General features: G+C 41.3%; 17 protein-coding genes. 11 read left to right on the forward strand and 6 right to left on the reverse strand.

The features are described from left to right. Positions 1-2 precede the first annotated feature (2 nt). Positions 3-230 carry an EF-hand domain-containing protein gene (locus J3455_RS16945; protein ID WP_130050742.1) on the reverse strand — a complete coding sequence of 76 codons (228 nt, stop codon included), beginning with the start codon at positions 228-230 and terminating at the stop codon, positions 3-5. 312 nt (positions 231-542) lie between these two features. Here J3455_RS16945 and J3455_RS16950 point away from each other — a divergent pair, with 312 nt between their 5' ends. The 4 genes from J3455_RS16950 to J3455_RS16965 are packed head-to-tail and all read left to right on the forward strand — an operon-like array spanning position 543 to position 4,375. Further along, positions 543-2,000, forward strand: coding sequence for a HAMP domain-containing sensor histidine kinase (locus J3455_RS16950; protein ID WP_349562086.1), 1,458 nt, complete (start codon positions 543-545; stop codon positions 1,998-2,000). A gap of 1 nt (position 2,001) precedes the next feature. Further along, complete coding sequence (locus tag J3455_RS16955; protein ID WP_349562087.1) at positions 2,002-2,529, forward strand: hypothetical protein; 528 nt, start codon at positions 2,002-2,004, stop codon at positions 2,527-2,529. Between the two features lie 2 nt (positions 2,530-2,531). Next, entirely contained in the window at positions 2,532-3,866 is a 1,335-nt protein-coding gene (locus tag J3455_RS16960; protein WP_349562088.1) for a sigma 54-interacting transcriptional regulator, read from the forward strand. Between the two features lie 8 nt (positions 3,867-3,874). Beyond that, the gene (locus tag J3455_RS16965) at positions 3,875-4,375 is read left to right on the forward strand and encodes a DUF1543 domain-containing protein (protein WP_130050746.1); all 501 of its coding nucleotides are present in this window, start codon (positions 3,875-3,877) and stop codon (positions 4,373-4,375) included. Positions 4,376-4,417: 42 nt separating this feature from the next. On the opposite strand, the gene J3455_RS16970 is transcribed toward J3455_RS16965, so the two are convergent. The 4 genes from J3455_RS16970 to pdsR all read right to left on the reverse strand — a co-directional run bounded on the left by J3455_RS16970 (position 4,418) and on the right by pdsR (position 7,775). After that, positions 4,418-4,627: a hypothetical protein gene (locus tag J3455_RS16970; protein WP_054551195.1), complete on the reverse strand. Its 210-nt coding sequence runs from the start codon at positions 4,625-4,627 to the stop codon at positions 4,418-4,420. 50 nt (positions 4,628-4,677) lie between these two features. After that, positions 4,678-4,848: a hypothetical protein gene (locus J3455_RS16975; protein ID WP_167658756.1), complete on the reverse strand. Its 171-nt coding sequence runs from the start codon at positions 4,846-4,848 to the stop codon at positions 4,678-4,680. A 111-nt stretch (positions 4,849-4,959) separates the two neighbouring features. Next, positions 4,960-7,086: a proteobacterial dedicated sortase system histidine kinase gene (gene pdsS, locus J3455_RS16980; protein WP_178927347.1), complete on the reverse strand. Its 2,127-nt coding sequence runs from the start codon at positions 7,084-7,086 to the stop codon at positions 4,960-4,962. After that, positions 7,086-7,775, reverse strand: a complete 690-nt coding sequence (pdsR, locus tag J3455_RS16985) for a proteobacterial dedicated sortase system response regulator (protein ID WP_063527939.1) — start codon at positions 7,773-7,775, stop codon at positions 7,086-7,088. Before pdsR ends, pdsS begins: the two co-directional genes overlap by 1 nt. A 219-nt stretch (positions 7,776-7,994) precedes the next feature. On the opposite strand from pdsR, the gene pdsO reads away from it, so the two are divergent. Genes pdsO through J3455_RS17000 form a run of 3 tightly spaced genes read left to right on the forward strand, consistent with a single transcriptional unit; the run spans position 7,995 to position 11,316 of the window. After that, positions 7,995-8,732 (forward strand): sortase-associated OmpA-like protein PdsO, encoded by a 738-nt coding sequence (gene pdsO, locus J3455_RS16990; protein ID WP_167658758.1) that lies wholly within the window; start codon positions 7,995-7,997, stop codon positions 8,730-8,732. Positions 8,733-8,758: 26 nt separating this feature from the next. Continuing rightward, the gene (locus J3455_RS16995; RefSeq protein ID WP_349562089.1) at positions 8,759-10,744 is read left to right on the forward strand and encodes a marine proteobacterial sortase target protein; all 1,986 of its coding nucleotides are present in this window, start codon (positions 8,759-8,761) and stop codon (positions 10,742-10,744) included. Then, on the forward strand, positions 10,732-11,316 hold the full coding sequence (locus tag J3455_RS17000; protein ID WP_130050751.1) for a class GN sortase: 585 nt from the start codon (positions 10,732-10,734) through the stop codon (positions 11,314-11,316). Before J3455_RS16995 ends, J3455_RS17000 begins: the two co-directional genes overlap by 13 nt. Here J3455_RS17000 and J3455_RS17005 read toward each other — a convergent pair. Continuing rightward, on the reverse strand, positions 11,226-12,170 hold the full coding sequence (locus tag J3455_RS17005; RefSeq protein WP_130050752.1) for a DMT family transporter: 945 nt from the start codon (positions 12,168-12,170) through the stop codon (positions 11,226-11,228). The genes J3455_RS17000 and J3455_RS17005 overlap by 91 nt on opposite strands. A gap of 125 nt (positions 12,171-12,295) precedes the next feature. On the opposite strand from J3455_RS17005, the gene proB reads away from it, so the two are divergent. From proB to gltX, 4 genes are all read left to right on the forward strand, one after another. Then, on the forward strand, positions 12,296-13,399 hold the full coding sequence (proB, locus tag J3455_RS17010; RefSeq protein ID WP_349562090.1) for a glutamate 5-kinase: 1,104 nt from the start codon (positions 12,296-12,298) through the stop codon (positions 13,397-13,399). A gap of 65 nt (positions 13,400-13,464) precedes the next feature. Next, on the forward strand, positions 13,465-14,439 hold the full coding sequence (locus tag J3455_RS17015; protein WP_178927344.1) for a GGDEF domain-containing protein: 975 nt from the start codon (positions 13,465-13,467) through the stop codon (positions 14,437-14,439). Between the two features lie 66 nt (positions 14,440-14,505). Next, complete coding sequence (locus J3455_RS17020) at positions 14,506-14,865, forward strand: glutathione S-transferase N-terminal domain-containing protein (RefSeq protein WP_054560852.1); 360 nt, start codon at positions 14,506-14,508, stop codon at positions 14,863-14,865. A gap of 80 nt (positions 14,866-14,945) precedes the next feature. Continuing rightward, positions 14,946-16,430 carry a glutamate--tRNA ligase gene (gene gltX / locus J3455_RS17025; RefSeq protein ID WP_349562091.1) on the forward strand — a complete coding sequence of 495 codons (1,485 nt, stop codon included), beginning with the start codon at positions 14,946-14,948 and terminating at the stop codon, positions 16,428-16,430. The last annotated feature ends 220 nt before the right edge of the window (positions 16,431-16,650 follow it).

The following is a 16,650-nucleotide window of genomic DNA, read 5'->3' on the forward strand; positions in this document are numbered from 1 at the left end:
TCCTATTGAATAAACGACTGAAACTCAGAAAATGAAATTTGACCATCTTGGTTACTATCTATTTGAGTAAAGTTGCTATGTAATAATGCATCTTCAGATGCCTCTGCTTCACTCAAAAAGCCGTTACTGTCTTTATCTAGCTCGTTAAAAGTCGTTTGCAGATCGAATGCATAACAGTCTACCGTAACTAGGTTTATCAACACTGCGGCTGAAATGGCCGTAATCTTCATTTTGTGTCCTAAATGACTAATTTACTTTGTAGTTATCAAAATTGGTGCCAGTTTTTAAATGTGTTAATTATCAGTGGGTTATATCTTTTGTGTGGTTTTTAATGCGAAATAGTTACAGAGTATTGTGTCTTTTTTGCAACGCTTTTTAGGCGACTAAGCTTTATTCACCTTGTTTCAATGAGTTAGCGTGTTGCTAAATAGCAACTATGTATCAGTTTTTGGGTAAAAGTCCGTACTTTTTAAGGTCGGATTCAGCGAGTGTCTAAGTTTATTCACTAATAATCAGCATCAGCAATTATGTTGAGAGTGAATATGCAAAATAAAGTAGCGATAAAAATGAAACAGTTAGTCAACTGGCGGCCTAGTCTCATTGGTCAGTTCGTTTGTAGTATTTTGCTGTCTTTACTGCCGTTATCTTTAGTGGTGATTTTGTTTTTAAATGCCCTTAATAAGCAGCTTGCGCTGACCCAAGAAATCGTCGGTGACAATTACGAACTTACCAAAGCATTCAATAACCTTAAACAAGACTTAAATAGTTTAGAAAGGGCGACTCGACAAAATTGGGTGCTTAAGAGTGAATCTCTCGATAGCCTGATTGCTAACAAGTGGCAATCTTCTTTGCAAAGTGTTGATGAGCTTATTTTTTTGAGCCCTACAGCTGATTATGTGTCGCAGTGGCATCAGCTTGCTGAGGTATTACAATTTGCAGAGCAGCATTTGCTAGTTGAACAAAAGCAAGATGGTGAGCTGTTTGCTCCTGCTAGCAAGCTTATCAGTGAACAAACAAACTGGCTTAAAGAGCAAAATGAATTACGGATCACAAAAAACCAACAGCAATTAAAAGCACTACAAGCTTCATTTATTAATTGGTTAATAGCATTAATTCCACTCACGCTATTGGTAGGTGGTGGATTTCTATGGCGGATCAGCGGACGCCTACGAGAGCTTACCAATGTTATTGATAAATTAGGGCAAGGGCACTGGCAGCAAAAAATTCATGTTCGTGGTTCTTCAGAGTTAGTTGAATTAGGCAATAAACTTAAATGGGTACAAGTACAGTTACATATGCTTGAGCAGCAAAAAGATACTTTTTTGCGTCATGTGACACATGAGTTGAAAACCCCCCTAGCTTCTATGGTTGAAGGCACAGATTTACTTGCAGATGAAATTGTTGGCCCAATCAATAGCGAGCAACAAGCAGTCCTTGAGCTAATAACACAAAGTATGGTGCGACTTAGAGTCATGATTGAAAGCTTATTGAGTTACAACGCTATCCGCACTAGTAAGCAAAGCCTGAGCGAGCTTAATTTTAACGTGATGATGAATAAAATTGAGCGTCATTTTGAGCACCGATTATCTGTGCGTGATTTATCCATTGTTTGGGTTAACGAGTTACCAAATAAAGCCTTGTTTATATCAATAGAACTACTTGAAATGGTGCTTATTCAGCTGACCTCAAATGCGTTAAAGTTTTCGCCAGAACATGAGTCAGTGATAATCAAGGCAAGCTTAAAGCAGGGGCAATTAATTTTGAGTGTAAGCGACTTAGGCGAAGGCATTGATGATACTGAAAAAGCCGCTGTGTTCGGGGCTTTTTACCAAGGCAAGAATGCAAAACAACATACTGAAATGAGCAGCGGACTGGGTTTAACCATAGTCAAAGAAACCGTTGAGCAATTAAACGGTAAGCTCTCTATTACTGATAATGACCCTCAAGGGTGTGTATTTACAGCCATTTTACCAATTCAATTAACCCAAGGAGTTAACTGATATGGGCTTAGCTAATAAAGCCAGTTTTATGCTTGTTATAGGCACGTTTTTTATAACTGGGTGCACGCTCACGCAAAAGAATGTTGAGCCAGAACAAGTAGAGCCGAAAGCAGAGGTTAAACCTGATGAGCAACCTAACCCTAAACCTCGACCAAAAAGTGAGCCTTTGTATCCGTCCGCAAGTACCGTTATTGCATGGCATGCTGCCAAGTGTGGTGGCTTTAAAGCAAAATCTGACAAAGTAAATTATGTTGGTGAGAATGAACTAAAACGTCTTTTTGAGTCGATATGTTTATTCGCTGCTTCAGAACCTGAAAAGGCCCTTAACCTGCTTGATAAAAGCGACCGTGCTTATTATTGGCCAGATGATATTAAGCAGTATCTTTGGTTACAAAAGCAATATTTACAGCAAAGTTTAGCGGCAAAACAAGCAAAGCAAGCGCTGAGTGATGAAATGGAAAAAACCTTATCGTCGCTTGCGACTATCGAACAACAACTTCTGCTACGTGAAGAAACCAAGGAGCAGTAACCATGAATGAAGTAACAAAACCACGAGTTTTATTAGTTGATGACGATGCTAGTTTATTAAAGTTATTGGCGATTAGAATTGAGTCTAAAGGCTACTTGGTAAGTACTGTTGAAAGTGGCATTGAGGCATTACAAGCGCTAAAAAGCCAAACCTATGATGCGGTGATCACTGACTTAAGAATGGATGAAATGGACGGCATGGCCCTGCATCGCCAGCTGCAAAGTCGTTATCCTTCGATGCCGGTGATTATGATGACAGCGCATGGTTCGATTCCTGATGCAGTTGAAGCAACTAAACAAGGTATATTTGCGTTTATTACCAAGCCGGTTGATAAAGATGAGCTGTTCGACAGCCTTGCTAAAGCTATCGAGATCCATGGTGTACATGGTGATGAAACACCAACACAAACAAATATTGTCACCCGCAGCGGCGCGATGTTGCATTTACTTGAGCAAGTTAAATTGCTTGGCCCAACGCAAGTGAATGTGTTGATTTCCGGTGCCAGCGGAACAGGTAAAGAGCTGCTAGCACAAGCGATACATCAACATAGCCATGTTAGTGAAGGGCCATTTGTTGCTATTAACTGCGGCGCTGTGCCGGGGGAGCTTTTAGAATCTGAATTGTTTGGTCATAAAAAAGGCGCGTTTACAGGCGCGGTAAAAGACCACCAAGGTTTGTTTCAACAAGCCCAAGGTGGTACCCTTTTTCTAGACGAAATAGGTGATATGCCGCTAAATTTACAAGTAAAGCTGCTAAGGGTTTTACAAGAGAAAACCATTCGCCCTGTGGGCTTTCAAGAAGAAATCCCAATTGATGTGAGGGTGGTGTCAGCGACTCACAAGAACCTCCCTGAGGCAATCAGCAACCAGCAATTCCGTGAAGATTTATATTACCGATTAAATGTGGTGAACTTAAAACTCCCCCCGCTTTGTGAGCGCAGAGAAGATATTAGTTTGCTAGCACAGCATTTTGCAGGTTTAATTGCTAAACGTATGGGACAAGAGCAAAAGCAATTTGCTAATGACGCGATGCATGCCTTGGTTCGCTATGACTGGCCGGGTAATATTCGTCAATTACAGAATGTGATAGAGCAGGTAGTAGCCCTAACACCCGGTAAAGTGATTGCAGCTCAGCTCGTAGAAAGTGCATTAAACAGCAATGCTGAGCCGCTTTCTTTAAATGATGCAAAAAAAGAATTTGAGCGAGATTATTTAATTAATACGCTGAAAATGTCAGCGGGTAATGTTGCCGAAGCCGCTAAGCTTGCGAAACGTAATCGCTCAGATTTTTATAAATTAATTAAAAAGCACAATATTAATGTTGAAAGCTTAATATAAGGAAAAACATGGCACTTTTTTTAGTCTATTTGGGCGGTCGTATTCAAGGATGCCACATTGAAATGCACGATGTTAGATTTGTCGTAGGCGATAACATTGAACAAACCTATTCAAAGCTTAAAGCACAGTGGGTGGGTGATAAAAGCAAAGTACATATGGATAGCTACATGCAAATTCAGCATATCGATGGCTATCAGGTTGAAGTAGTTGATACTCAACATAGCCAAGCTGAAAAACTGTATTTTGTGAATTTAGGTGCCTATCGAGCAGATAGCCTTGCTGAGCAACATGATTTTGCCTTGTACGTTGCGCGTAGCAGTGAAGAAGCAAAGCAACGCGCTAAAGAGTCTTTATTGGCTGGAATGACTCATCTTCATAAAGATGATTTACACGATGTGGACGATTGTTTTGCGATTGATTTGCTTGATAGCAACTTATCAATCAAATTAACGCCAAGTGGGCAGGCACAAGCCATGAAGCCCGACTGGTTTGGTTATCATGTATTGTGATATCTATGCTCAATAATACTTAATTAAGTGAGTTGGTATTAACTATTCTTGGTTATCGTTTTTGCTGGCAACTTTAAAGGCGATAATTACTAATCCAAACAAGGCAAATGGAAGTGCAGCAAGTAAATACTCAACGGTATGACTGTCTTGATAGTTAGGCTGAAGTAGGAAGTGCCCTGCAACACAAAGCAGAATAGCCACGAATAAAACAGGCAGTAAAATCAGTTCTTTTTTAGGTGAGTGTTTTTTCATTACAGAATGCCATCTTTAGAAAGTGCGCCATTGTAATGATCTCGGCTTACTCAGGTCAAATAAGTTGCTTTGTAGTTCGCTTTATATTGCGCTGTATCAACTTTTTTTGTGTCAGTTTTTACTGGCTGCTTTTTTGGAGCCGCTTGTTTATCTGTTACTTCATTATGGTTAAATAGCCCCATAATGAATTCAATCTCTTCACGTTGTAATCCAGATCGCATGATGCTCTCCAAAAATATTTTCCTTTTGTAATACAAATATTACGTTCTGTAATCTGAATTATTGGTGAATATAACGTCTCTAAACTGTAATCATATGTAACGCAAATGTGCTTATTTAATAGGCAGCTTCACAGTAAACACAACACCTGTGCCATCATCTAAATTTTCTGCCAATACCTTACCGTGATGGTAATCGCAAATAAGCCTTACAATGTAAAGACCTAAGCCTAAATGAGGCTGCTGCTGATGTTGTTGGCTCCTCACAGATACCATTGAGTCAAAAATGTGTTCAACTAAACCATCGGGTAACAAAGGCCCTTGGTTGCTAATCGTTAATAGCGCATGTTGATCTTGCTTGGTTAAGCTAACTGAAATTGTGCTTTGTGGGGTTTTAAATTCAAGTGCATTGTTGATAAGTTTATCGAGTAATTGGGCAATAAACTCTGGTGCTCCACTGACATTCAATGGTTCTTTATCAAGCGATAGAGTAAATAGGCTTTCACCATAGGTTATTTGATAGCCTTGCATACATCCAGTGATCACCTTGGTGAGATCAAACTCTTCTGTTTCGGCGTTTTGAATGCTTTGTTCTAGACGCGTCGCTTCACTCATGGTGGTAATAATTTTACCTAATCGCTCAACCCCTTCACTGGCACGGTCTAAGTATTTTTGGCTGAGCTCAGATTGTGGCTGCATTTGTAAATTTTCAAGTGATGAACGAACAACAGCCACAGGTGTACGCAGCTCATGGGATAGCCGTGATGACATATTTTCTAAATAATCAGTATAACCACTTAAGCGACTAACAATATTGGCAAAGCTGCGAGAAAGGTCGCCAATTTCATCATTAGAGTCGGCATAGGTTATGTTGCCAGTGATCCGCCCTTGGGCATCAATGGCTTGTTCAGCATTATCACGTAAGCGGCGGATACGGCTGGAAATTCTTGAAGCAAAAAAGAACAGGGTCACAGTGCCAACAAGCATCACCGCTAAAATGACATTAAATAGCTTTTCTAGTGACTTGTTACGTAATGTACGCACGCCATTGGTAGTCTCTTCTGCGATTACTGCACCAATGACTTTATCTTGGATCCAAATAGGGTAGGCCGCCGATAAAATAACGGCTTTGTTATCTGGAGTTAAGCGCCATGATGATGCTGGTTTTCCTTTTAAGGCACTCGCAATATGTGTGCCTTGCATCGCTGCTACGTCATGTAAGGTATCAATGAATTCATTCTCTGGGCGCGTCAGAATCTTATAGTACAGAGGGTGTAAGTAATCTTGCTCAAATCGTTGCCACCAGGTTGTTGCGGGCTCCTCTTTTAGGCCGTCTGCCCAAACACCATCGGCATGGTGAATTGAGCCTGATTGTGCAAGTACACGATGATGGTTATCGACCACCCAAATTCGACTGCCACTGTGGCCCATGCCTTTCAAAATACGGTTAATTTCTGGCGAAGGCACTAAAACAGAGCCGATATCATTGGGGTTTTGTAGGTTTGAGGTCGACATAAGCTGAGGCTCAACCTTGTCTTCATCCCAATCTTCAATCGCAAAACCAAGCTTATTACCTAGCATCGCAAGCGGAAAACGCAGCTCTATATTGTAACCCGTGTCGGTGCTTTTGAAATAGCCTTGGATTTTCGTGACAGGCTCTTGTGTTGTAGCATCAAAGGCATTAACCCAACCATCTTGGCGGGCGGCCACCACATAACTATTAAATTTACCTTCAGGTGTTTTTAACATGATCTGTAAGTGATCATTACGGGTAAAACTAAGCACATTTTTAGCACGATACACCAGTGAACTATCTGTGACTTTAAAAGCCGCATAAAGGAAGTTTTCGTATTTGCCTACCATGTGATCAAAACTTAGATCACTATCTTGATGATCGTTACTTAACCCCTGTAAGTAGCGCTTGTCATAATGCCAAAATAAACTTTGATAAGGTTGCCACTCCGACAATTTACCATCAAGTTGAATCGGGTTATTTAGGTTATAGGCATATAAATCTCGACCTTTTACAACTTGATCTAAAAAATTGGTTTGCGAGTCAAATAAAGCGGGCCGCTCATGTAATGCTGTTGCTAGCGCGCGGGTTGTACCAACTAAGGTTTTTTCTTGGCCTTGTCTTAAGAACTTTTCCATTTCCCAAACATATTCATAGCCAAGCCAAGGCAATAAAAACAAAAAGCAGGATAAGAAAATAAACTTTGTTCTAAGCCCAAAACGCAGCATTAAGCTTGCTCCCAGCGGTAACCCATACCGTACACTGTATCAATGCAGTCAAACGCATCATCTAAGGCAATAAACTTTTTACGAATGCGTTTTACGTGCGAGGTAATGGTGCTGTCATCAACATAAATTTTCGCATCACTCATTAATTCGTTACGGCTTTTTACATGGCCTGGGCGCTGTGCAAGTGAATGCACCATCCAAAATTCTGTCACAGTTAAATCAACCAGTTGCTCTTGCCAAAAAACCTGCATGCGCTGGGTATCTAACTTTAATGGACCGCGATGCAAAAGAGCGGTTTGATCAGCTGGTTGGTCGAAGGCATCAAGGCGCCTAAACAATGCGCCAATGCGAGCAGCAAGATGTGCCATACTGATGTCTTTGGTTAAGTAATCGTCAGCTCCCATACGCAGGCCGCATACGGTATCAATTTCGCTATCACGGGCGGTTAAAAATATAATCGGTAAGGTTTTAGATAGACTGCGTAATGTTTGGCAAAGTAAAAAACCACCATCCACTTCATGGCCAAGGCCAATATCAACAATGGCTAAATCTGGTAAAGATTGACTAAATGCCAGTTCAGCACTGGCTCTGTCAGCAAAGCCTACAACTTGATAGCCCTGAGCACTGAGCATTTCTGTGTAGTTTTCGCGGATTGCTGTTTCATCTTCAACGATTGCTATTTTCTTCATTGTTAATACTTACTTAAATTCTTTCTATAGCGAACTATACCTAATTTTTTGCCTTGCGTACTGGCAAAAACGCGATTGCCATTTTTCTGCCACAATTGCTCAGCAGTTTGCCTTTTTTGATCCCTTTTATTGCCATTTCGACTTGTTTCAATAGCTCCATACCAAGTTCGCAACACCAACCAATGTTGCCAAGCAATTAAGTAGAAAAAGGATTAAACCATGAAAAAATTAATTATTGCCGCTGTCATCACATCAGCTCTAACTGCAACCCCTTTTGCAGAAGCTGCGAGTAAAACAAAACAAGAGACACCGAAAGAAACGGCCATTGGCCTAGGTGCTGGTGCAGTTGTAGGTGGCATAGTAGGAGGCCCAGTTGGCGCATTTATTGGCGCGTTTGCTGGTGGCTTAATTGGCGAAAAAGAAGCGGCAGAAAACACCATTGATGAGCAAGCCCACGCATTAGTTTTAATGAAAGAGCAAACCGCAGATTACCAACAAGTGATTGCTGATAATGAAGCCCTTAGTGAGCAACTTGAATTATTAGCTGATGAAAAAGAGCAGTTACTACAAGCCCAATTAAACACCTTACTGGCTATGACGGTACAGTTTAAAACCGGCTCTAGCGAAATAGCTCCGCACTTTGCTAATCAACTCGACAAAGTCGCGCAGTTACTCATAGCCCAGCCAAATCTTGCTATCGATTTAAGTGGTTTTGCTGATCAGCGCGGTGATGAGCTAGCTAATTTAATGCTCTCGAAACAGCGTGTAAATGCAGTGCAAAGTTATTTGATTAAGCAAGGCGTGCCTCATACCCGTTTAACCGCAACCGCCTTTGGTGAGCAGCAAAGTGTCGCTGATTCAAATAACTACGAAGACAACGTGTTTGATCGCCGCGTAACCTTAACGACACGCCCTGTGGCACAAAGTCGCTTACGCACAGCGCAAAGTAACCACTAATTCATCTGTCGATGGAGTGACATAATATGTTGAGTAACCGTACCAAAAGGCTTCTTTTTGGGAGCCTTTTTATCCTCTTATTAGGCTATGCCGTTAATCCAGCATTTGCTGAAAATGCCAGTGCCGAACTGCGTTTTTATGATGACTCAAATAGCCAAGTGTCGTCGGGTTTATTAGTGAAAAACGATGTCACTATGAAGCTCACCGGGCTTATTAATCATGTTGTTGTTAAACAGCGTTATCAAAACCCGCACCCATTTGCGGTAAATGCCCGGTATGTGTTTCCGTTGCCTGATGAAAGTGCTGTTCATGCTATGCAAATGCAAATTGGTGAGCGTATTATCACAGGCAATATTGCTCTTAAGCTGCAGGCTGAACAGCAATTTGAGCAAGCTCAAAAGCAGGGTAAACATGCCGCGTTAGTGCGTCAGCAACGTGCGAATATTTTCTCTACCGATGTGGTAAACCTTGGAGCTGGTGAAGAAATTGAAATCACCTTGCAATATCAAGAGATCATCGGGTTTCGTGATGGTGTATTTTCATTGCGTTTTCCTACAACGATTACACCGCGTTACGAACCTTTGACGGCAGCGCTTCAGCAAACAGTTAATACAGAGAAAAAGTTTGAGCCAACAACTGACACAGAGCAAGTGGCATCAGCTTGGTTAAAACCTGTTTTTTACCGTGCGAAAAGCCAAGAGTCTGATGCGAGCTTAAACCTTGTTATTGCGATGGATATTGGCCTTGAACTGAGTGATATCAGTGCTAATTTAGCGGGCATGCAAATCGATAATCCAAGCTTTGGTCAGTACCAATTATCACTTAATCGTGATGTTCCAATGGATAGAGACTTTGAGCTCGAATTTAAACCCCTTGATAAAGCCCATTCACAAGCTGCATTTTTTACCGAAACAGTAGCAGGGCAAGAATATGGCTTACTGATGTTAGTACCGCCAAGCGATCACTTTACCTCGCAGGTACGCCTTTCGCGTGAAATGGTGTTTGTTATTGATACCTCAGGCTCAATGCATGGTCAATCTATGGAACAGGCCAAACAAGCCCTGTTCTATGCCTTATCGTTATTAGATGAAAATGACAGTTTTAACATTATAGGTTTTGATGACGAAGTGTCGGTATTAAGTGATACACCTATGATTGCCAATGATTTTAACATCCGCCGCGCAGAGCGCTTTATTTATGGTTTACAAGCAGATGGTGGCACCGAAATAGCAAAAGCACTGACTCAGGTACTTGATGGTAAACAGCATGATGGTTTTGTACGCCAAGTGGTGTTTTTAACAGATGGCAGTGTTGGTAATGAAACGCAGCTATTTAAGCAAATTCAAACGGGTTTAGGTGACAGTAGGCTCTTTACTGTCGGTATCGGCAGCGCACCTAATAGCTTTTTTATGACTAGGGCTGCCGATATTGGCCGTGGTACTTTCACTTTTATTAGTAGTACCAGTCAAGTAAAGCCAAAAATGCAACTGCTTTTTAATAAGCTGGCACACCCCGCTGTTACAAAGCTTGCTCTTGAAGGCGATAAAGGTGCACTTGAATATTGGCCATCGCCGTTACCGGACCTGTATTTTTCTGAGCCTGTTTTGGTTGCAGTAAAGCTTGATGGCAGTCAGCACTTAACGTTAAAGGGGCAAACAAATTCAGGGCCAATGACTATTAATTTAGCAACGAATAATGCCGCAAGCGGTGAAGGTATAGCAAGGCTTTGGGCAAGACAAAAAATTAAGTCTCTGCTGCTATATAACGAAAAACAGGCGGTACGCGCAGAAGTCGAAACATTGGCACTTCAGCATCATTTACTCAGCCCTTTTACAGCCTTTATTGCGGTTGATAACTATGCGGGTAATGAGATTGCAGAGCGTTCAATGCAAGTACGAAACAAACTACCGAACGGCATGACACTTCCGCAAACCGACGGACAAAGCCGGATGTTTATGCTACTGGGGTTGATGTTGATTGCATCCTCGTGGTTATGGCAATGGCGACGCTAAAAAAAGCGCTGCCAGTTTGCTGCGCATTACTAGGTATCGCATTGTTTGCTAATGGGGGATATATGCAGGCGAAGGCTTGGCTTGCTCAGGTGTTAATTGAGTCGGCTTGGCAGCAAGCTTTGCTGAGTCCTTATGAGCAAGTAAGGCCATGGTTTTACGCCGATGGTTATGTCACCGCACACATAAATTGGCCAAGTCAGCAGCAAGAATTGACAGTACTTGCTGGTGCATCGGGGCGAAACCTCGCGTTTGCCCCCGGCCACTTTTTGCCAAGCGGTGAACTTGGCAGCTCAAAAGGGGTGTTAATAGCTGGCCATAACGACACCCACTTTGCATTTCTAAAACATGTTGTAGTGGGTGAGCAGTTCAGTGTGCAATTGCAAAATGGCCAGATTGAACACTATCAAGTTCGCAGCATAGATATTATTCATCAAAGCGAACAGGACTTTTTAGCTCAATCAGGCCTTTATTTATTAACCTGTTACCCTTTTGACTCGTTAGCTTCTGGAACTGAGTTTAGGCTACTGGTGTCGGCTGATAAATTATCGTCTACGTCAACTTTGAGTTCTTGATGGCGCTGACTAACAATAACACCGGCGAATACCACCGCAATACTCACCCATTGCCATACGGTTAGTACTTCGCCTAGTAGAATGGCTGACAAAATTAACGCAAAAATTGGAATCAGGTTTGAGTAAGCGGCAGCGGTTAACACCGACACCTTACTGATGGCGTAATTGTACATGCCATAGCCACCTAAAGTGACACAAGAACCTAAATATAAAATGCTCAGTAGGGCACTTAAATCGTGCTGATTTTCGCTTGGTAATTCGATAAAAAATAAAAAAGGCGCAAAGAACAAGCTACCACTAAACCCTTGAATTGCTATTAAGGTCAGCGGTGAGTAACGCGCTACTAAGTGTTTTACACTCACGGTATAAAATGCGGCGCATACCATCGCCATCAGCTCTAAAAAGTTACCAAGCAGTGGATTAGGGGCTTGTTCAGTACTTGGTGATAATAGCGTTAATAAAATACTGCCACCAATACACAAGGTAAAACCAACGACGATGGCTTTACTGATGTACTCTTTTAATATTAAGAACGCCAAAATAGCGACAATAATTGGCAAGCAAGAGACAATTACCCCTGCTTGCGATGCAGAAGTGTATTCTAGTGCATGGCCCTCAAATAAATAATAAAAGCAAGGCTCAGCTAGTGACATACCAATTAAGTACTTCCAGTCACCTTTTTTAAACTCAAAACGGATTATGTAGCGCCATAAACATAAGCTAATCAATAACGTGGTCAGCATTCTTAAAAAAATGACTAACACAGGATCATAAATATTGATTGCGTGCTTTAAAGCAATGTAGGAGCTGCCCCATAAAAAGGTCGCGATAATTAAGCATAAACTGGCTGGCATAGGTGTCGCTATTGAGTAAAAAAACGAGAACGCGATCCTAGCATGAATTTATTTAACTTGTTCAAAAACTGTTAGCTGGTATATATATACCCAAACTACCTCAATATGCAGAATATAAGAATCAAATGCAAAGACCACACGTCGTTGTTGTAAAGCTAGGCACAAGTGTGCTGACAGGCGGTACCGACAAATTAGAAAAAGCACATATGGTTGAACTTGTTCGCCAATGTTGTGAATTAAAAAAACAGGGTTATCAGGTTGTTCTAGTATCAAGCGGCGCGGTCGCTGCAGGTCGTGAGCAACTAATTACCCCCTGTGGTCGTTCTTTGATTGAGAAACAAATGCTTGCCGCTATTGGCCAAGGCCAGCTTATTCATATATGGCAAAGTCTGTTTGCTTTGTATGGGGTGAATGTTGGGCAAATGTTACTTACACGTGCAGATGTCGAAGACCGTGAACGTTACTTAAATGCCCGCGATACCTTAAATGCGCTACTTGCACATAATGTGGTGCCAATCATTAATGAAAATGATGCCGTTGCAACCGCTGAAATTAAAGTGGGCGATAACGATAACTTATCTGCTTTAGTCGCGATATTAGCGAATGCAGAAAAGCTGTTACTGTTAACTGACCAAGAAGGCTTATTTACAGGCGATCCTCGCTCTGATGCTAATGCAACACTTATCAACGAAGTTGAGCATATTAATGATGAGCTAAGAGAGCTTGCTGGTGGAAGTGGCACCACCCTAGGTACCGGTGGTATGGCAACTAAACTTCAAGCTGCCGATATTGCACGTCGCGCTGGTGTAGAAGTAATTATCGCCAAAGGCGCGGGTAAAAATGTGATTCTAAATTGCATGGCCGATGAGCTCCCAGGCACACGCTTTTTAAAACTAAAGGCACCAAAAGATGGCCGTAAAAAATGGCTACTTGCAGGGCCAAAAAGTACGGGCCAGTTGGTAATAGACGATGGAGCGATCGTTGCGCTTAAAGAGCGTGGCGCAAGTTTGTTAGCGAAAGGAGTCAAAACTGTACGTGGCTGTTTTGAGCGCGGTGATTTTATTGACGTCGTGTCGAGTCAGGGGCAATACATTGCTAAAGGACTTGTAAACTTTGACCATCAAGAAATTGATCAAATTAAAGGTTGTCATTCATCGCAAATTACTGAGCTGCTTACATTTGCATCAAGCAGTGAAGTAATTCACCGAGATGATATGATTTTGTTATAGTTTTTTAGTAAATCTGATAAAGTTAACTAAACTAAAGTGAGAAACAGCTTTTGAGGCTTTAATAGATGGCAGCTAACCCTTGCGGACATGACTGGGTTGTAGATATTACGCAGCAAGAAGATGAATTAGGGTTGGATCGGGCACTAATTAATGCCGTGACTGAGTTAGAAGGATTCTCTCGCTTTGCTATCTATATTAATAAGTTCTTTAAACCAGGCCTTCCAGCACGACTTTTAAATAGAGATTCTGTTATCGAAGAGCTCAGCGAACATGAAGTCAATGAGCTCATCGAAAAAGTCAGCCGTAATAAAATTCGTATTAGCCGTAACTATGGGTATGTTTCTACCTATGTGCCTATTTATTTCATGGGTAACGTTATTGGTGTGTTAGTAATTGAGTCAGAGAAAGAGCTTTCAGAGCGTGTAAGTATGTTAGCTATTTACATGCTTAATATATATGCCAATCAGGTATCTTTGCTTTATAAATCTCAATTAGATCCTTTAACTGAACTGCTTAACAGACAGACCTTTGATAAAAAAGTAATTGAAATAGCTTCAGAAGCCTCATTGCATACCAAGGAGCTTGACTCTAAGTATCGTCATTGGTATCTGGCTATAGTCGATATTGATCACTTTAAACGTGTGAATGATAATTATGGCCACGTTATTGGTGATGAAGTTATCTTGTTAGTGGCACAACTATTAAAAAATAACTTTCGCATTGAAGATTACGTTTTTCGTTATGGCGGTGAAGAATTTGCCGTGTTATTTCAAGCAAGTGACGAGTTAGATGCACGAAATGCTCTTAACCGTTTTCGAGGTTGTGTTGCAGAATACCCATTTCCTCAGGTTGGTAATTTAACTGTGAGTAGTGGTTTTATGCCGGTTTACGAGTTTGAAATGGTTGCAAGCCTTGTACAAAAAGCCGATCAAGCCCTATACCATTCTAAAAATAGTGGACGAAATTGCGTTACTGCTTATTCCGAATTAGATATCCAACAAAGCCAACCTCTAGATGATGATTCAATAGAGTTGTTTTAAGGTGTTGCAGAGCGCCTTGCTGTGTTAAAATTGCCCACTATTTTTAGAACCCTATGAGAAGGTGAGATGAAGTTCGTTCGTTGGTTATTAGGCCGCATCATTTTGTTTTTTGATTTTGTATTCACACCACGTAGTAAAAAGCGTCCGGCAGCTGAGCAAGCGGCGCTTGATTCAGTAACATCACAATTTAAGCTATATCAATTTAAGGCCTGCCCATTTTGCGTGAAAGTACGTCGTGCTATTAAACGCCAAGGTCTATCAGTTGAAACCCGTGATGCAAAAGGTAACGAGCAGTTTCGCCAAGAGCTTTTAGAGCAGGGCGGAAAAGTTAAAGTACCATGTTTACGTATTGAAGAAAACGGCCAAGTAACTTGGTTGTATGAATCAAACGATATCATTGCTTATTTAGATAAAGTCGCTGCATAAGGCGGCTTTTCACTTCGATTATAGTCCGTGCTGTGCTAGCATTTGGGCAAATTTTTAATTGTCTTTTGAGAGATATTACCATGACAATTCGCACCCGTGTTGCTCCGTCACCAACTGGCGACCCGCACCTAGGTACTGCATACATCGCATTATTTAATTACTGTTTTGCTAAGCAGCAAGGCGGTGAGTTTGTGCTACGTATTGAAGATACAGACCAAGTTCGTAGTACACCAGAATCAGAGCAAGCTATTATGGATAGCTTAAAATGGTTAGGCTTGAACTGGGATCACGGTCCAGATGTAGGCGGTGAGTTTGGTCCATACCGTCAATCTGAGCGTAGCGATTTATATAAGAAATTTGCGCATCAGCTAGTTGAGCAAGGTAAAGCATTTTACTGTTTTGCAACGAGCGAAGAACTTGACCAAATGCGTGAAGAGCAAATGGCAGAAGGCCTACGCCCAAAATACGACGGTCGTGGTTTAAATCTTTCTGAAGATGAAATTAAAGCGAATCTTGAAGCTGGTAAACCTTACGTAATACGTATGAAGATCCCAAGCGAGGGTGCGTTTAAGTTTAACGATTATCTGCGTGGCGAGATTGAGATCCCATGGGAAAATGTAGACATGCAAGTGCTACTTAAAGCTGATGGTTTCCCAACTTACTTCCTTGCAAACGTTGTTGATGATCACCACATGCAAATTAGCCATATTTTCCGTGGTGAAGAATGGATCAACTCAGCGCCTAAGCTATTAAAATTATATGAAGATTTTGGTTGGGAAGCGCCTGTATTAGGTCACTTACCGTTACTTCGTAACCCAGATAAATCAAAGTTATCTAAGCGTAAAAACCCAACTTCAATCAATTACTACAAAGAAATGGGTTACCTACCAGAGGCACTATTAAACTATTTAGGCCGTATGGGTTGGTCAATGCCAGACGAGCGTGAAAAGTTCACGTTAGCAGAGATGATTGAACACTTTGATATGAAACGAGTGTCGCTTGGTGGTCCTATCTTTGATATTGATAAGTTAAGCTGGTTAAACGGTATGTGGATCCGTGAAAACTTATCTGATGCAGAATTAATGCAACGTTTTGTTGATTGGAAATTTAATTCAGAGCTATTCGCGAAAGTATTGCCAGAAGCAAAAACGCGTATTAATACGCTTTCTGACATGGTTGATCTTGCCGGTCACTTTGTGGGGGGGATTCCAAGCTATGATCCTGCGCTATTAACGGCAGGTAAAGCAGATGAAGATGTAATCCGTCAAGCATTACAGTTCTTCATCTGGCAATTAGAAGGCTTACGCAGTTGGGAAAAACCAGCGATTTTTGCAATCGCAAAAGAAGTGGCGACTTTCCATGAATTGAAGATCAAAGACTTTCTTGAGCCAATCTTTGTGGCTATCACAGGTAAGACTTCATCAACATCAGTACTTGATGCAATGGAAATTTTAGGCTCAGATCTTTCGCGTGCTCGTTTACGTGTTGCATTAGCACACCTTGGTGTGTCTAAAAAGCAGGCGAAAAAAATTGAGCGTGCATATCGCGATTATCCACAAGCTTAATTGTGATATTAGTTGCAAAAACCGAGCTTATGCTCGGTTTTTTGTTTTAGAAATTAAGCTAATTCACACTTTTAACAACATGCTTAATTAAGAGGTCTATTTTAATGCAAGAACCCCTTGTCAGTAACAAGGAAATAGTTGTTGGTTACTCAACCCTCCTTCGTTTTTTATAAAACTATTCGCGTGCAGCTTTCCTATAACATTCAATAGGAATGGGGAT

The organism is Pseudoalteromonas sp. NFXS39 (assembly GCF_040148775.1).
Lineage (GTDB): Bacteria > Pseudomonadota > Gammaproteobacteria > Enterobacterales > Alteromonadaceae > Pseudoalteromonas > Pseudoalteromonas apostichopi.

Excerpts from the sequence above, each read along its gene's own strand:
- J3455_RS17015 (WP_178927344.1), top strand. The coding sequence starts at position 13,465 with ATGGCAGCTAACCCTTGCGGACATGACTGGGTTGTAGATATTACGCAG.
- J3455_RS17000 (WP_130050751.1), top strand. The coding sequence starts at position 10,732 with ATGGCGACGCTAAAAAAAGCGCTGCCAGTTTGCTGCGCATTACTAGGT.
- pdsO (WP_167658758.1), top strand. The coding sequence starts at position 7,995 with ATGAAAAAATTAATTATTGCCGCTGTCATCACATCAGCTCTAACTGCA.
- J3455_RS17020 (WP_054560852.1), top strand. The coding sequence starts at position 14,506 with ATGAAGTTCGTTCGTTGGTTATTAGGCCGCATCATTTTGTTTTTTGAT.
- pdsS (WP_178927347.1), bottom strand. The coding sequence starts at position 7,086 with ATGCTGCGTTTTGGGCTTAGAACAAAGTTTATTTTCTTATCCTGCTTT.
- proB (WP_349562090.1), top strand. The coding sequence starts at position 12,296 with ATGCAAAGACCACACGTCGTTGTTGTAAAGCTAGGCACAAGTGTGCTG.
- gltX (WP_349562091.1), top strand. The coding sequence starts at position 14,946 with ATGACAATTCGCACCCGTGTTGCTCCGTCACCAACTGGCGACCCGCAC.
- pdsR (WP_063527939.1), bottom strand. The coding sequence starts at position 7,775 with ATGAAGAAAATAGCAATCGTTGAAGATGAAACAGCAATCCGCGAAAAC.
- J3455_RS16970 (WP_054551195.1), bottom strand. The coding sequence starts at position 4,627 with ATGAAAAAACACTCACCTAAAAAAGAACTGATTTTACTGCCTGTTTTA.
- J3455_RS16945 (WP_130050742.1), bottom strand. The coding sequence starts at position 230 with ATGAAGATTACGGCCATTTCAGCCGCAGTGTTGATAAACCTAGTTACG.
- J3455_RS16955 (WP_349562087.1), top strand. The coding sequence starts at position 2,002 with ATGGGCTTAGCTAATAAAGCCAGTTTTATGCTTGTTATAGGCACGTTT.
- J3455_RS16975 (WP_167658756.1), bottom strand. The coding sequence starts at position 4,848 with ATGCGATCTGGATTACAACGTGAAGAGATTGAATTCATTATGGGGCTA.
- J3455_RS17005 (WP_130050752.1), bottom strand. The coding sequence starts at position 12,170 with ATGCCAGCCAGTTTATGCTTAATTATCGCGACCTTTTTATGGGGCAGC.
- J3455_RS16995 (WP_349562089.1), top strand. The coding sequence starts at position 8,759 with ATGTTGAGTAACCGTACCAAAAGGCTTCTTTTTGGGAGCCTTTTTATC.
- J3455_RS16960 (WP_349562088.1), top strand. The coding sequence starts at position 2,532 with ATGAATGAAGTAACAAAACCACGAGTTTTATTAGTTGATGACGATGCT.
- J3455_RS16950 (WP_349562086.1), top strand. The coding sequence starts at position 543 with ATGCAAAATAAAGTAGCGATAAAAATGAAACAGTTAGTCAACTGGCGG.
- J3455_RS16965 (WP_130050746.1), top strand. The coding sequence starts at position 3,875 with ATGGCACTTTTTTTAGTCTATTTGGGCGGTCGTATTCAAGGATGCCAC.